The organism is Tritonibacter mobilis (assembly GCF_001681715.1).
Classification (GTDB): domain Bacteria; phylum Pseudomonadota; class Alphaproteobacteria; order Rhodobacterales; family Rhodobacteraceae; genus Epibacterium; species Epibacterium mobile.
Window position 1 is genome coordinate 1 of record NZ_LNWY01000029.1, and the last position, 15,182, is coordinate 15,182.

A 15,182-nucleotide genomic window follows, 5' to 3' on the forward strand; every position below is an offset into this window, starting at 1 on the left:
ATTTGTCAACATGACCTAGCTCAGCACGAGTGATCGGAGGGCGCGTGCTCTCAATCTCTTAATAAGGCACGTACCGCGTCTGACACTTTATTATGGATGACCTCGGGTGAATGAGAGCGGCCCGCCAAAACGGCAGAAAGATGCAAGTTCCCGCGTACGGCCCCAAGAAATAGCTCCGCTGCTGTTTCTGGATCGATATCAGGCAACGATCCCTTAGATTGTTGCAGGGCTAGAAATTGGGCGAGGCTTTTGGTGGCAGCTTCCGGCCCATTTTCAAAGAAATCTCGAGAGAGTTCCGGGAAATGTCGCGCTTCTGAGGTCATCGCCCGATACAGCGCCAGACCATCCTCCGATAGCAATACCGTCAGGTAGTCCACGCCCATCCTGAACAGCGTTGCCTCCAAGCTCTCGGTTGCAGAGCGCGGCTTCAGAGCTTTGATCACACGACCCGAAATGCGTTCGATCATAGCTTCAAAGAGCTTCTCTTTATTGGGAAAATGCTTGTAGAGCGTGCGCTTCGACCCCCCCACACAGGCATGGATTTGATCCATGCTGGTGCGGCCAAATCCTTCCTTCGCAAATATCTCCCACGCCGCGTTCAAGATTTCCTCTTGTTTTGCGGCTTGTTTGTCGGTTGGCGGCGTGACCGGGGCAGACATAGAGAACTCCATCATTTCTATGGCTTGAAAGGTACGATGCCGTACCCTATCTTGCAATGGTACGATACCGTACCATTGCGGAAGTGTCCCACTGGCAAAGTGGGGCCCACATGAGAGGGAGATCGCCAATGCCACGCCCGTCATCCGGAAAACTGCGTCTTATTGGGGTCTTAATCGTGGTCTTAATTGCCCTGCCCAGCGGGTATGGCCTTTGGAGCAACGCACAAACACGGGTTTACACAGATAACGCCTATATTCGGGGCGATATCGTTGCGGTTGCGCCGAAGGTTTCCGGTTACATCGCCGAAGTCGCTGTGAACGACAATCAACTGGTTGAGAAAGGCGATGTGCTTTTGCGTATTGATCACGAAGATCACGCCGCGCGCGTCCGTCAGGCGAAAGCAGCACTCGCGGCGGCTACAGCTGCACGACTCAGGCTTGATGAAGAGCGACAGATGCAAACCGTTTTTATAGATGAAGCGCATGCGATGATTGCGGCGGCGCAGGCCGAGGCGGATCGCGCCGGAAAAGACCTGCATCGAACTAACAACCTTATCGCCGATGGTTGGGCCCCAGCGGAGCGTCTAGAAGTGGTAACTGCCATCGCGATTAAGGCACGCGCAGGGCATGAGAGAGCCAGTGCTGGTCTTCGTGCACAAGAGCAGAAATTGCGTGTTCTTGACGCTCAATCATCAGCGCTGGATGCTGCGATAGAGCAGGCGGCGGCGCAACTGCAACTTGCGGAAATATCGCTGTCTGAGACGACGATACGTGCCACAGAACGCGGATTTATTGGCAATCTCCACGCGGAACCTGGCCAGTACGCCCGCCCCGGAGCGCCACTCTTGTCTGTTGTCTCAAATGATCACAAATGGGTCGTCGCCAACTTCAAGGAAACGCAACTTGGACGGATAGAACCTGGGCAAACTGTGTCGATCCGCGTGGATAGTTTTCAGGGTCTTGCCTTGACGGGGAGAGTGGAGAGTATCGCACCTGCAAGCGGGGCGGAGTTCAGCCTGTTGCCGCCAGATAATGCGACTGGGAATTTCATCCGGGTTGTGCAACGCATCCCGGTAAAAATTGAACTGGATCAACAGCATCCACTGTTTCATAAGCTCCGCCCCGGGATGTCTGCTGCGGTGAGCATCGAGACAACTCGCCTCCCTCATGGCAGTGCGGGCGATGAGTGAAACGACGAATGATCTTTGCAGGTCGACCGTGGGAGCCATGTGTTTCGGGCTAAAACAATCGCTGCTGTTGGTGGGACTGGTGCTCGCAGTGATGCTGGACGCGCTGAATGCAACAATATTTGGAATGGCCCGCGGACACGTCATGGGAACATTTCACCTGACCCCCGATGAGGCGGCATGGATCGGTATTGTCTATCTATCAGCCAAGCTGGCGTTGTTTCCCTGCGGCAGTTGGTTCATCAAAAAATATAGTTTGTTGACAGTCATTTGGGTGGCTTTATCGCTCTGTGCGGTTACATCCCTGATTTGTGCGATATCCGTAAATTATACTGTGCTGATCGGCAGTCGGGCGATGCAGGGCGCGGCCGGAGCGGTGTTGATCGTTTCCGCGCAAACCCTGTTGTTGGGGGTCTTTCCGTCAAATCGGCAGGGCCTTGTCCAGGCGATATTTGCATTGGCTGTTGTTGTGGCGCCGACCTCTCTTGCCCCCGTGGTGCAGGGGTATTTTATCGACGCTGCGATCTGGCAGGCCTCTTTCGTTTTGAGTATCGCCCTCGTCGCAGGCGCAGCTTCGATTTTGCTCTGCATGCCGGAGAGTGTTTTCCCAAAGTACCAGCACGCCGTGAACCCGTTTGACTGGCTCGGATTCGTTCTGTTTGCAATCGCGATGCTAAACCTCACGTATATTCTGAATGAAGGCACACGGTGGAATTGGTTCGAGGCCAGACATTTACGCTGGAGCGCGGCGGTGTTCGTTGTCGCCATAGCGATTTGCATTCACCGCCTCGTCACAAAATCAGATCAGGTGCTTCTTGATCGTGGCGTGTTCGGTGATGATCACTTCACGTTTGGGTTTTTCGTGAGTTTCATCGCCGGCGCAGCGCTCTTTGGCAGTGCGTTTCTGATACAGGCCTTCACTTTGAGCGTGCTGCGTTTCCCCGCAGGTGAGGCGGGTCTGTTGTTGTTGCCCTCAGGTTTGGCGACGATCACAGGGCTGTGTCTGGCTGGGTGGCTCATCACGTACCGAAACACTCCGCCGATAGCATTTATTCCACTTGGGGTTTTGCTGTTTATGACGTCCATGTGGTTGATGTCGCGCACGGGCTTGCAAAGCGGCTGGCAGGATCTGAGCGGCGCGCTATTGCTGCGAGGCTTTGGGTTAGGCTTCCTGTTTCTCAGTCTGACGCTCATCACACTCAGCGGCCTTAAGCCCATATATCGTGCAGATGGGGTTGGGCTTTTCAATTGGGGACGTCAACTTGGTGGCCTTATCGGTGTGGCGGTTTTGAGCAGCTACAACACCGGCATGAATGCCACGAACCTGCAGGTTCTCGGGCGGAACTTTGATCCTTCAAACACATGGTTTGGGTTGCGCAGACAGATGCTGGGTGAAGTGTTGATCGAGCGTGGTCTTGCACCCGGCCTGGCAGAACCCGCTTCTGCCTTGATGCTACAAAGCACGCTGAAACCGCAGGTGGCGATGCTTTCCTTCAACGAGGCCTTCTTAGCTTTGGCGTTACTGTTTGTGCTGGCAGTCCCGATCATTCTCTCGTTCAAAATAATACAAAAACGATTTGGGGCTTAAAATCCAATCCGCTGGCAATTGTATCACCCAGATTAGTCGCTGATGGCGCACATAGGACTATGCTGCAGTTAATGGATTAGTGCGTCAGCCCCAATAGCGACACTGGCAAGGATCGTCACCGTCAGTACCACGGACATCACCCCAAGTGCCAAACCCAAGCCGCAAACCAAACCATCCTGCTCCACAATTCCAACCCCAATGATGAACAAAGAAATCGCGGGAAACCAGCCACTTAGAGGAACTGGTAAGAACAGCGCAAAGGCGATGATAAACATCACTAGACCGAGTGCACGCTCGTGGCGCTGCGCAAAGAGTGCTCTGTAACGCGGCACCAACATACGTTCCAGTCGACGCGTCACTGGCCGAAGGCGCAATACAGTTCGTCTCAGCTTCGTTGGATCAAGTCGAAGGTTAGCCAGGCATCGAGGAAGCTTCACATGCGGATAGCCCAGCACCATTTGCGCTGTGGTCACGAGGAGGGGCAAAGCCGTCAAAAGAGTAGATCCAGGCGGAAGAGGGAGCAGCGTCAGGAGTGAGAAAACGACAATCGCCCACCCGAAGGAAGATTCACCCAATGCTGTGAGGAGGTTGCCAAGGGTCAACGTCCCGGCCCTATGCTGGTGACGCGACGTGCGTAAGATCGGGAGTGACAATGAGGGACGCCTGCTTTTCCCGTCTTCCTGCTGCATCTGTGTCTTTCCGTTTGGCTCACCTGCTATATCAGGGTGCCAGCGCCTATTTGCAATCACCTAGTCGCGAAAAGCGATGCGCGGTGTCGAAATCAGTTTGGAACCCCAATCATATAGCTGGCGGGCAGACAGTAGTAGTGACATGCAATCGCGATCAGCTGCGCCGGGGAGGCGTGCTCACGGTGGACCGAAGGTTGGGGACTTAAACAGGATTTGCGGTTGAAAGGTTGGTGGGTTACCTTCGCATAAGTTGCGCATTTGATGCGCCATATTGATGCAAATGCTCAGGAGACCCCATGACCACTCTGCACTCGCTTACATCAGCCGATTTCGAAGCATTGTTGAACCGAGCGTTTGAAGTGCGATCGGTTTCAGAGGATGTGCATCTGTCGCTGATCGAAGTGAAGGTAATGGGTTCTGGTGCGCGCGAGGGTGGGGCGTTTTCCACGCTTTGGCAAGGCCCTAGGTCGCCTATTCTGGAACAGGCAACATATCGATTGTTTGAGGAAAAGTTCGGTGAACAGGAGGTGTTTCTTGTACCCGTCGCCGAAAAGGACGCAGGCATTCAGTATGAGGCGGTCTTCACCTGATCGGCTGGAAGATCCCAGCGCATCAGGTCGTAGACGCCCTTGTCCTCCTGCGTGGTAAATCCGAGCCGCCGGTAAAGTGTCAGCGCTGGATTGGCTTTTTCGACATGGATGCTCACTGATTTTTGCAGTGCTGCCGCCTCCTCCTGAAGATCAAGAATAATGGCGCTCCCCAAACCCCAACCGCGTGCTTTGGGCAGCAGGGCGATGTCGATAATTCGGTGTTCGCGCTCCCAGCGCTCCAGATAGAGCCGTCCGACAGGCTCGTCCTCATGCAGGATCACCAACCACAACGCCAGCGGGTAATGCGCCTGATAATGAGCGTGCTGCGCCTCGAACTGCATCGTGATGAACGCTTGTTTTTCCGTCTCGCGCCAGGGGGTGCGGTCCAGCTCCGCTTCACGTGTGCTTCGATAGAGCGCTGCGAGGAAAGCGTGATCTTCGGGCGTGATCCATCGATACCCCAAGCCCAGTGCGGCTGCACGGTTCTGCAATGGCAGGGAGGCGGTTGCTTGCGGTCGCACCTCGAGCTTTGCGGAGAGGACGGATGCTGGGATCATGACGGGTTGGGCGTAATGTCTTGTGTGGTTGCGATCGCAGCATAGCCTGCCCCCAATTCGGTCCATGTCGCCGACCAATGGCCAAGGGATTGTTGACGCAGGTAAGCCGCCTTGCCGGTGTCTGGATCGAGAGAAAACAGGCTGAGACTGGTGTCCGCGTTGGGTTGCAGGATCAGATTGCAGTTTTGATAGACGTGCCCGATGACGGCCGGGTCGGACCAGTCATCCGATCCAGTCCCGGTCTGGTATTTTGCATAGACCGGGCAGTTTGCCCCATAGCTCAGTTGGGCGACAAGGTAGAGACCACCTTGGGGCGAGATGGACACATCCATCGTATGCACCGGAGACGCGAAGGAGGCAAACAGCACCCAGCCGCCAAAGCCGCTGGAACTGACCTGTTGCTGAACCTTCATGTAAATCTTGTCGCCGATCCGCGCGAATATATGGACCAGAGCGTCATGGTCGAGGCCACAGACGATTTGTTCGAAGCCGGTCAGCCCTTCGGAGATGTCCTGCCAGCCGCTCCAGTTCTCGGGCAAAAACGGCCTGTCGTTGGACTGAAGGTTCAGATAAGGCACTCCGTCCGCATTAATACCGGCAAGAAAAATGCGGCCATCCGCATTCTGCGTGGCGGTCAGGCTGACAAGCGCACCGGGAAGCTGCTGCCAGTCTGACCAGATCTGCGCTGGTGGTACTTCGACGGGTACTGTCACCTCGATCGGAGTTTCGGTTCCGGGTGGTACAACTTTGAAGGTTTTCTCAACCACGGTGTTGGGATTCTGGAATTTCCACCAGATGGTATTGTCCGCTTCTGAACTGGATAGGAACACGTTCGCGCGTCCGGTCAAACCATTGATCAGCACCGTATCAAGAACGCCGCTCACCCCGTCTGGCTTGCCTAGGTTTTGAGGAGGTGCAAAACGGTTGTCGGCGTCTTCGGTTTGGGTTTCGCGTATATAGGTCAAATCTCCGGTGGCCGCGTCCACTGCCAGAACGGAGACATATCCATTCTGGGTGACAGAAGCGTTCAAATGCTCCGGCTGGTAGCTGGTGTCGGTCAAAGCCGTGAAACCGCTGTCAAAACCGCCGTTTTCGACAGTCTGGTCCTTGTAGCCCAACGCGCCCGCCGGAGTGAGGGCGGTTAAAAAGATCCGAAAGTAGCTCGGTTCTGTGACCACACTTCCTTCGAATTCTGCGGGGGTGGCGTCTTCAACTGACATGTCGAAATGTCCTTCCGATAGGCTGAGCTGGGCGTAGGCGGTTTTGCAGGGGCAGGGGTCAGCTGCGTGACGGGTAAAGGCCCTGAAGCGCGATGATGAAATTCAAAGTCAGATAGGGCTGCATGTTGTTGTGCGATACCCCTCCGCCCGCCTCGGGCATCGCCTCGTAAGCAAGGTCGACCTGATTAGAGTCGGTATCGGTCTGATAAAGACGGTCGAAGCCGCTTCTGCCAAGCGTCACTGTGTCGCTTGGGATGTTCGTGTCTGCCGGGTTGGTACTGGCCATCGCCGTGTGGCTATGATTAGGCAGCTGCGCTTCGGTGAGTGTCGCCTGTTCGCTGCCCCCTCTCTGCCCGAGGCGGCGGGCGGTGAGGCCGGGACCGCGCCCGGGGTGCATGGGCGCACGCCCTTTCATATTCGGCAGCGCCGTTGTGCTGCGGCCATCACCGCCATAGGTGGTACCAATCAGCGAAAACAGGGCGGTGTTCTGGGCGATCGGCACAAGTTGACCATTACAAAATGCCCAACCGCGCGGAGCAAAATTCCCGGCAAAGATCCGGATTTCAGCGATAAAGGGTTCAGACATTTTCGCCTCCTAATGTCGGCTCGGGTAGATGCCGAACAGCGCCACGATGAAATTCACGCACAAAAAGGGCATCAGGTTGGTATGGGATCGCGACCCGCCCGTATGGGTCACCATCTGTGACGACATCTGCGTGAAGGGATCGGAGGCCGTGTAGTGATTGATCCCGTCGCCTGCCGCCAGCACATTGCCCTGCGGGCTGGCCGCCTCGCCAAGCGCCGTAGACGCCTGCAGCGGATGCGTGTGACTAGGCAGTTGATTCACCGTAAGGGTGACGTTTTCAGCGCCAGATTTCGCGCCCAGTCGGCGCGGACTGAGGCCAGGGCCGGTTCCTGCGTGGATCGGCAACCGTCCCCGCATGTCAGGGAGGCCAAATGTGGTGCGACCATCGCCGCCGTAAATGGTGCCAAAAAGGGAAAACAACGCATCGTTCTGCGACACTGCCAGCAACTGCCCATCGCAGAAGGCCCAGCCGCGGGGGGCGAAGTTGCCCGCAAACATGCGGATTTCACCTACAAAGGGTTCCGACATACTCTGTCCTTTCGTGATCAGTTGCGCGACGGAAACAGCCCTTGAAGGGCAATGCAGAAATTGACCGCGACATAGGGCTGCATGTTCTCGTGCGCCTGAGAACCACCAACATTTGTGATTGAACGCAGCCCGACCAGCGTCCCTGGATCGGGAGAGTGGTAGACTGTATCCGGGGAAACTTCGGCGGCGAGGAGATGTTTGTCCGGAGTGGGCGAGTTCCCGGGCGCAGAGGAGGCACGCACATAGTGCGTGTGAGCCGGCATTTCACTGAAGCTCAGCGTCGTGGTCTCTGCGCCATTCTTTTGTCCTAATCCGTGCCCCTCTCCAACATGCAAGGGGGTGCGACCGCGCAAATCAGGCAGCGCAAAGGATGTGCGCCCATCACCGCCATAGGTAGTGCCGAGCAAGGAATAGAGCGACTGATTTTGATTGATCGGTAGGATCTGCCCATCGCAAAAGGCCCAACCTCGGGGCGCGAAGTTAAACCCGACGATGCGAATTTCAGCGAGAAAAGGTTCTGACATAATCTCCCCCAAAAGTGCGCGTTTTTGGTGTGATTTCAACCGTATCTTGCCCGATAGGTATGATATAAATAACCTATAGGTGGTATATAATTATGCTCTTATGATTCTTCGAACGTCACATATGTTCAGCCATTTTGGCAATAAAAATATTCCTATAGTTGCTCTGGGTTTTGTGCGCAGACGGCGGTGTCAATCTTTTTTGTTTCGTGTCGGCGGTGACGTTATCATGCCGGGGAGAGGGGATCTGCGCGTTCTAATATGCGTGTGTATTTGGCCATATATACGGGTCTGTGCGCCTGTTTCTTACGTGTAGCGGTTGCCCGTCCTCAGTCTTGCTCATTCCGTGCCGCATGGTGAGGTGCCATTCTGCATCCGTGAATGGGATGCGGGTAGGTATTTGATAAACACTATAGATTTTTTTGCCGAATGTGTCGACAAGAGGCAATGAAATATAAAATCACAAATTATACTTGTTTTGAAATTCCTCAAAATCTAGTGATGGTTGTAATATTGTTTGCGCTCGATGATTTTGGAGCGTGGTTGACGGTTTGGAAGTGAACTATTCATGGTTGAGTTTGGGAACGAAAGCGCGGTATGCGCCGGTCGCTGCACGGTAACACCTTGGGTTTCGGGGTGTCCGATTTCGAGACGTGAGAGCGGTTGGAGCCCGATGAGACGGCGACTGAGTGGTGTGCTCCTGTTTCTGCTGCTCTCGTTCTTTGTGATCCCTCAGGCGGCAGAAGCGTCCTTCACGGACTGTCCAGCCAATACATCGCCTGGTGATCCGCTCACGATGAATCTCACAGAAGATGAATGCACCCTCGAAACTGGCGCCGCAGGTTCGGCGCTGTCTGACGATCTGATTCAGATTCAGATTGTTAGCGGCGCCAGCACCAATTTCTTCATCTTCGATCCGTCTGCCAATGACACCCGGGATCTTGTGTTCAATGTGAACAACGGGAGCGATCAGGGAACACTCGACGCGGATGGCGGTAGCCTGACAGGTATCGATTGCGCTGCCGGGTGTACGGTGAGCGGCACCCATGGGGGTACGCCCTTCAGCTTTGTTTATACGGCGTCGGGTGGCGGAGGCTCTCTGGATGGTGCGCCAGAAATTGACGATCTCTCTTCATCCACTGGCAATACCGTGGCGGACGGCGGGACGGACACGATTGCAACGGCGATCACCAGCGGCACAGCCACAACCATCACCTATGATGTTAGCAACAGCGGTTCGGAAACACTGACGCTGTCGGGCTTGACCCTGGGCACGCCGACCAATGCGTCATTCGGCTCCACCTCCATCGATACCGCATCCGTGGCATCGGGTGGCACAGAAAACGATGCCATCAGCATCACCTTCACCCCCAGCTCCACCACCGATGGCGCGACGTTCACAGTTCCGTTCAGTTTCACCACCAACGACGCCGATGACGGCACGGATGAAACCACGTTCAATGTCACAATCTCGGGCACAATCAATGCCGAAGCCGAGATCAGTGATCTGACCTCCTCGACAACAAATACGGTTTCGGATGGCGGCAGTGATGCGCAGGGAACGGTCGCTTCGGGCAGTACGCAAACGCTCACCTATACGATCACCAATACCGGAACCGCCGACCTGACGGTGGCCACGGCGACCTCATCAAGTTTAAACAACGTCACAGTGAATTCAGTTGGCGCGCCCGGGAGTACAACCGTCGCCGCAGCGGGCGGCACCACGCAGTTCAACGTGCAATATACACCGACGGCAGCTGGCGCGTTCTCCTTCGGTCTGTCTTTCGTCAACAGCGATGCGGACGAAGATCCCTTTGATTTCACCATCAGCGGCACGGCGACGGAGGTCCCCGGGTTCAGCCAGGCGATCGCGCCGGGGACGATCCTAGCGGATGGAACCGCGACGGTGACCTTCACCATCGACAACAGCGCCAATGCGACGGCGGCGACAGCGCTGGATTTCTCCAACACGCTGCCCGCGGGGGTGGAGGTTGCGGCGGCGCCCAATGCCTCCACCACCTGCACCGGCGGCACGCTGACGGCGAGCGGCGGTGGCAGCACAATCTCCTACACCGGCGGCACGGTGAGCGCGGGTGCCAGCTGTTTGGTGCAGGCGGATGTGACCGCGGCGAGCAACGGCAGCTACAGCAACACCAGCGGCGATCTGACCTCAAGCCTGGGCAATTCCGGCACCTCCAACGCACCGCTGACGGTGGCCTCGCCAGAGATCGACCTGCAACGCCCGGCGGCGACCTCGCTGGCGGATGGCGGCACCGATGCGCAGGGCAGCGTGGCGGTGGGGGTGCAGCAGGTGCTGACCTACACGGTGGAGAACACCGGCACCGCGACCTTGACCCTGAGCGGCACGCCCAGCAGCGCGGCGGCGAGCAACGTCAGCGTGGACAGCATCTCCGCGCCGGGTACGAGCAGCCTTGCGGCCAGCGCCAGCACCACCTTCACGGTGGCCTACACGCCAACGGCGGCGGGGGCGTTCTCCTTCGAGCTGGACGTGGACAGCGACGACGCCGACGAGGACACCTATGACCTGACGATCAGCGGCACGGCGACACAGGCTCCCGGGTTCAGCCAGGCGATCGCGCCGGGGACGATCCTGGCGGATGGAACCGCGACGGTGACCTTCACCATCGACAACAGCGCCAATGCGACGGCGGCGACAGCGCTCGACTTCAGCAACACCCTGCCCGCGGGGGTGGAGGTTGCGGCGGCGCCCAATGCCTCCACCACCTGCACCGGCGGCACGCTGACGGCGAGCGGCGGCGGCAGCACAATCTCCTACACCGGCGGCACGGTGAGCGCGGGTGCCAGCTGCTCGGTGCAGGCTGATGTGACCGCGGCGAGCAACGGCAGCTACAGCAACACCAGCGGCGATCTGACCTCAAGCCTGGGCAATTCCGGCACCTCCAACGCGTCGCTGACGGTGGCCTCGCCAGAGATCGACCTGCAACGCCCGGCGGCGACCTCGCTGGCGGATGGCGGCACCGATGCGCAGGGCAGCGTGGCGGTGGGGGTGCAGCAGGTGCTGACCTACACGGTGGAGAACAGCGGCACCGCGACCCTGAGCCTGAGCGGCACGCCCAGCAGCGCGGCGGCGAGCAACGTCAGCGTGGACAGTATCTCCGCGCCGGGTACGAGCAGCCTTGCGGCCGGCGCCAGCACCACCTTCACGGTGGCCTATACGCCAACGGCGGCGGGGGCGTTCTCCTTCGAGCTGGACGTGGACAGTGACGACGCCGACGAGGGCACCTACGACCTGACCATCAGCGGCACAGCGACACAGGCTCCCGGGTTCAGCCAGGCGATCGCGCCGGGAACGATCCTGGCGGATGGAACCGCGACGGTGACCTTCACCATCGACAACAGCGCCAATGCGACGGCGGCGACAGCGCTGGATTTCTCCAACACGCTGCCCGCGGGGGTGGAGGTTGCGGCGGCGCCCAATGCCTCCACCACCTGCACCGGCGGCACGCTGACGGCGAGCGGCGGTGGCAGCACAATCTCCTACACCGGCGGCACGGTGAGCGCGGGCGCCAGCTGTTTGGTGCAGGCGGATGTGACCGCGGCGACCGACGGCAGCTACAGCAACACCAGCGGCGATCTGACCTCAAGCCTGGGCAATTCCGGCACCTCCAGCGCGTCGCTGACGGTGGCCTCGCCGGAGATTGACCTGCAACGTCCGGCGACGACATCGCTGGCGGATGGCGGCACCGATGCGCAGGGCAGCGTGGCGGTGGGGGTGCAGCAGGTGCTGACCTACACGGTGGAGAACACCGGCACCGCGACCCTGACCCTGAGCGGCACGCCCAGCAGTGCGGCAGCGAGCAACGTCAGCGTGGACAGTATCTCCGCGCCGGGCACGAGCAGCCTTGCGGCCAGCGCCAGCACCACCTTCACGGTGGCCTATACGCCAACGGCGGCGGGGGCGTTCTCCTTCGAGCTGGACGTGGACAGTGATGACGCCGACGAGGGCACATATGACCTGACGATCAGCGGCACAGCGACACAGGCTCCCGGGTTCAGCCAGGCGATTGCGCCGGGGACGATCCTGGCGGATGGAACCGCGACGGTGACCTTCACCATCGACAACAGCGCCAATGCGACGGCGGCGACAGCGCTGGATTTCTCCAACACGCTGCCTGCGGGGGTGGAGGTGGCGGCCACACCCAATGCCTCCACCACCTGCACCGGCGGCACGCTGACGGCGAGCGGCAGTGGCAGCACCATCTCCTACACCGGCGGCACGGTGAGCGCGGGCGCCAGCTGTTTGGTGCAGGCGGATGTGACCGCGGCGACCGACGGCAGCTACAGCAACACCAGCGGCGATCTGACCTCAAGCCTGGGCAATTCCGGCACCTCCAGCGCGTCGCTGACGGTGGCCTCGCCGGAGATCGACCTGCAACGCCCGGCGGCGACATCGCTGGCGGATGGCGACACCGATGCGCAGGGCAGCGTGGCGGTGGGGGTGCAGCAGGTGCTGACCTACACGGTGGAGAACACCGGCACCGCGACCCTGACCCTGAACGGCACGCCCAGCAGCGCGGCGGCGAGCAACGTCAGCGTGGACAGCATCTCCGCCCCGGGCACCAGCAGCCTTGCAGCCAGCGCCAGCACCACCTTCACGGTGGCCTATACGCCAACGGCGGCGGGGGCGTTCTCCTTCGAGTTGGACGTGGACAGTGACGACGCCGACGAGGGCACCTATGACCTGACGATCAGCGGCACGGCGACCGGCAGCGCGGAAATCGGCGTCGGTTCTTCGAGCGGGGGCAATCTGGAGGACGGTGATACGGATACGATCCCCGGAACCCCAAGCGCCGGTTCAGCCAATGTCATCACCTACACATTCACCAATTCCGGCTCCGATACGCTCAACATCACGACACCGACGGTCGCTGGAAACATTTCCAACGAAACCAACGTTGTGGTGAACGGCTTGACGCTGGCGTCAAATACGGTGGCGAGCGGTGGCGGCACCACGACGCTTGAGATTTCCTATACCCCGCAAGCCAGCGGGGCCTATAGCTTTGATCTGCAAGTGGCCAATACCGATGCGGATGAAAGCCTGTTCAACATCACGGTGGCCGGGGCCGCGAGTGGGACGCCGGAAATCGAGGTGTCCTCCTCGGCCAGTGGGGCACTTAGTGATGGCGGCACCGACAGTATCGCAGGAGTGATAACGCCCGGCACCGCCACGTCGGTCACCTATACCATCACCAACAGCGGCACGGATGTTCTATCTCTCGATATGCCGTCGGTGGCCAGCAGCATCAGCAATCAGAACAACGTGACGGTGGACAGCCTGTCCCTCGCGGCAACAAGCGTTGCCAGCGGGGGCGGAACCACCACATTACAGGTGGACTATACGGCCATCGCAGGCGGCGCCTATGGGTTTGATCTGAGCCTTGGCTCTGACGACGCGGATGAGGACCCGTTTGACATTTCCGTCACAGGCACGGCGCAGAGCGTGGCGAGCGGGCTGTCGATACAGTCAGGCTCTGGCCAGGTGGCCGAGGTCGGCGCGCCATTCGCAGCGCCCCTTGTTGCGCGGGTGACCGACAGCGGCGGCGCTGGCGTCGCGGGGGTCGATGTGACCTTCGCTGCGCCGGCGAGCGGGGCTTCGGTGGTGTTTGCCAGCACCGGGACACGAACCGAAACCGTCACCACCGGCGCTGATGGGACGGCGACCAGCTCTGCCATGACAGCCAATGATACGGCGTCCAGCTACGCCGGTGGATCGACGCTGACCTCCTACGATGTCAGCGCAAGCGCCACTGGCCTCAGTAGCGTCAATTTCGCGCTCACCAATGACCGCGATGCAGAAGCGGATATTCAGAAAACCCAGGAGGTAATAGCGGCCTTTGTCTCCAACCGCGCCAATACCATCGTGTCCAATCAACCCGATCTGGTGTCGCGACTGACACAAGGCGGATTGGCACGACAGCAGGGGCGCAACGGGTTTGGGTTGCGTGCTACCTCAAACAGAAGATCCGCGACCTTCCGCTTCAGCCTGCGCGCGCTGCTGGAAGAAGCACGCCGCCGCAATGACGGATCGCGCTGGCGCGAGGCGCTCCGGACCGCTGAGGCGGGCGCAGAGGCCGCGGCAGAGGATGCGATAGCGGCGCGGGGTCCTGCGTTGCGCTTCAGCGCCACGGAACCTTCCAAATCGGAGACGACGGAGGCCCCCGTCTTTTTTGCACCAGTCATCGCTTCCGGCTGGGACTTTTGGGCTGAGGGCACCTACGCCCTGACCGAGAACGGCAATTTCGAGAGCCGCTCCGGCCTGTTTTTTGCGGGAGCGGACTACCGCTGGTCGGACAAGGTTGTTCTGGGGGTAATGGGACAGCTGGATATCACCGACGAGGACAATAGCGCCGCCGGAACCTCGGCCAGCGGTACGGGGTGGATGGCCGGGCCCTATGTGGTGGTGCGTCTGGATCAGAACCTCTATCTCGATGTTGCGGCGACCTATGGGCAATCCTCCAACACGGTCAATGCGCTTGGGCTGTTCGAAGATGACTTCGACACCGAGCGGTTCCTGTTGCAGGGCGGGCTGACCGGGGATTTCAAACTGGATGCGCGCACCACGATCAGCCCCTTTGCGCGGCTGACCTACTACTATGAAAAGCAGGAAAGTTACACAGATACCCTTGGGCGCGTGATCCCGTCACAGGAGTTTGATCTTGGGCGGTTTGAGTTCGGGCCGCGAGTTTCGTGGCAATTGGCATTGGACGGGAACACGCAGTTTTCGCCTTATCTGTCATTCTCGGGCATCTACGATTTCAACAAGTTGCAGGGGACCAATCCGACGGACGCCACGCTGGCATCGTCGCAATCGGATTTCCGAGGCCGGCTGGAGGCCGGTGCGACTTTCATCGTCCCAGATCGCGGAATTAAGATCGCGTTCGAGGGTTTTTACGACGGCATCGGAGCCAGCGATTTTGAATCCTACGGGGCGAGCTTAAACATTCATATCCCGTTCTGAGGGTAACGCTGAGCGGTGTAAAAAAGGTGTTCGAGAACAACAGATCAGACGCTCTGC

General features: G+C 58.9%; 11 protein-coding genes. 4 read left to right on the plus strand and 7 right to left on the minus strand.

Going from position 1 to position 15,182, the window contains the following annotated elements; translation table 11 throughout:
- Nucleotides 1-50: 50 nt before the first annotated feature.
- Nucleotides 51-659: a TetR/AcrR family transcriptional regulator gene (locus UB90_RS20945; RefSeq protein ID WP_065325231.1), complete on the minus strand. Its 609-nt coding sequence runs from the start codon at nt 657-659 to the stop codon at nt 51-53.
- A 128-nt stretch (nt 660-787) separates the two neighbouring features.
- Between UB90_RS20945 and UB90_RS20950 the strand changes: the two genes are divergently transcribed.
- On the plus strand, nt 788-1,849 hold the full coding sequence (locus UB90_RS20950) for an HlyD family secretion protein (protein ID WP_065325232.1): 1,062 nt from the start codon (nt 788-790) through the stop codon (nt 1,847-1,849).
- Nucleotides 1,842-3,434, plus strand: coding sequence for an MFS transporter (locus UB90_RS20955; RefSeq protein ID WP_081285637.1), 1,593 nt, complete (start codon nt 1,842-1,844; stop codon nt 3,432-3,434). The genes UB90_RS20950 and UB90_RS20955 overlap by 8 nt, the downstream gene beginning before the upstream one ends.
- Before the next feature lie 68 nt (nt 3,435-3,502).
- Here UB90_RS20955 and UB90_RS20960 read toward each other — a convergent pair whose 3' ends face one another.
- Entirely contained in the window at nt 3,503-4,123 is a 621-nt protein-coding gene (locus UB90_RS20960; protein ID WP_005611198.1) for an exopolysaccharide biosynthesis protein, read from the minus strand.
- Nucleotides 4,124-4,419: 296 nt separating this feature from the next.
- Here UB90_RS20960 and UB90_RS20965 point away from each other — a divergent pair, with 296 nt between their 5' ends.
- Nucleotides 4,420-4,713: a DUF6916 family protein gene (locus UB90_RS20965; RefSeq protein WP_065325234.1), complete on the plus strand. Its 294-nt coding sequence runs from the start codon at nt 4,420-4,422 to the stop codon at nt 4,711-4,713.
- On the opposite strand, the gene UB90_RS20970 is transcribed toward UB90_RS20965, so the two are convergent.
- From UB90_RS20970 to UB90_RS20990, 5 genes are read right to left on the minus strand one after another with little or no spacing between them, the layout of a single operon-like run.
- Nucleotides 4,689-5,270, minus strand: a complete 582-nt coding sequence (locus UB90_RS20970; RefSeq protein ID WP_065325235.1) for a GNAT family N-acetyltransferase — start codon at nt 5,268-5,270, stop codon at nt 4,689-4,691. The genes UB90_RS20965 and UB90_RS20970 overlap by 25 nt on opposite strands.
- Complete coding sequence (locus tag UB90_RS20975; protein ID WP_065325236.1) at nt 5,267-6,490, minus strand: PLL family lectin; 1,224 nt, start codon at nt 6,488-6,490, stop codon at nt 5,267-5,269. Before UB90_RS20975 ends, UB90_RS20970 begins: the two co-directional genes overlap by 4 nt.
- A gap of 58 nt (nt 6,491-6,548) precedes the next feature.
- The gene (locus UB90_RS20980; protein ID WP_065325237.1) at nt 6,549-7,076 is read right to left on the minus strand and encodes a phage tail protein; all 528 of its coding nucleotides are present in this window, start codon (nt 7,074-7,076) and stop codon (nt 6,549-6,551) included.
- A gap of 9 nt (nt 7,077-7,085) precedes the next feature.
- A complete protein-coding gene (locus UB90_RS20985; RefSeq protein WP_065325238.1) occupies nt 7,086-7,604 on the minus strand; it encodes a phage tail protein in 519 nt (172 codons plus the stop codon).
- Between the two features lie 17 nt (nt 7,605-7,621).
- Nucleotides 7,622-8,128: a phage tail protein gene (locus UB90_RS20990; protein WP_065325239.1), complete on the minus strand. Its 507-nt coding sequence runs from the start codon at nt 8,126-8,128 to the stop codon at nt 7,622-7,624.
- 670 nt (nt 8,129-8,798) lie between these two features.
- On the opposite strand from UB90_RS20990, the gene UB90_RS20995 reads away from it, so the two are divergent.
- A complete protein-coding gene (locus UB90_RS20995) occupies nt 8,799-15,125 on the plus strand; it encodes a DUF7933 domain-containing protein (RefSeq protein WP_065328114.1) in 6,327 nt (2,108 codons plus the stop codon).
- Nucleotides 15,126-15,182 lie beyond the last annotated feature (57 nt).

What these genes read in the sequence shown, in the direction of transcription:
- UB90_RS20975 (WP_065325236.1), bottom strand. Translation starts at nt 6,490, where the DNA reads ATGTCAGTTGAAGACGCCACCCCCGCAGAATTCGAAGGAAGTGTGGTC.
- UB90_RS20960 (WP_005611198.1), bottom strand. Translation starts at nt 4,123, where the DNA reads ATGCAGCAGGAAGACGGGAAAAGCAGGCGTCCCTCATTGTCACTCCCG.
- UB90_RS20995 (WP_065328114.1), top strand. Translation starts at nt 8,799, where the DNA reads ATGAGACGGCGACTGAGTGGTGTGCTCCTGTTTCTGCTGCTCTCGTTC.
- UB90_RS20980 (WP_065325237.1), bottom strand. Translation starts at nt 7,076, where the DNA reads ATGTCTGAACCCTTTATCGCTGAAATCCGGATCTTTGCCGGGAATTTT.
- UB90_RS20970 (WP_065325235.1), bottom strand. Translation starts at nt 5,270, where the DNA reads ATGATCCCAGCATCCGTCCTCTCCGCAAAGCTCGAGGTGCGACCGCAA.
- UB90_RS20955 (WP_081285637.1), top strand. Translation starts at nt 1,842, where the DNA reads ATGAGTGAAACGACGAATGATCTTTGCAGGTCGACCGTGGGAGCCATG.
- UB90_RS20990 (WP_065325239.1), bottom strand. Translation starts at nt 8,128, where the DNA reads ATGTCAGAACCTTTTCTCGCTGAAATTCGCATCGTCGGGTTTAACTTC.
- UB90_RS20965 (WP_065325234.1), top strand. Translation starts at nt 4,420, where the DNA reads ATGACCACTCTGCACTCGCTTACATCAGCCGATTTCGAAGCATTGTTG.
- UB90_RS20945 (WP_065325231.1), bottom strand. Translation starts at nt 659, where the DNA reads ATGTCTGCCCCGGTCACGCCGCCAACCGACAAACAAGCCGCAAAACAA.
- UB90_RS20985 (WP_065325238.1), bottom strand. Translation starts at nt 7,604, where the DNA reads ATGTCGGAACCCTTTGTAGGTGAAATCCGCATGTTTGCGGGCAACTTC.
- UB90_RS20950 (WP_065325232.1), top strand. Translation starts at nt 788, where the DNA reads ATGCCACGCCCGTCATCCGGAAAACTGCGTCTTATTGGGGTCTTAATC.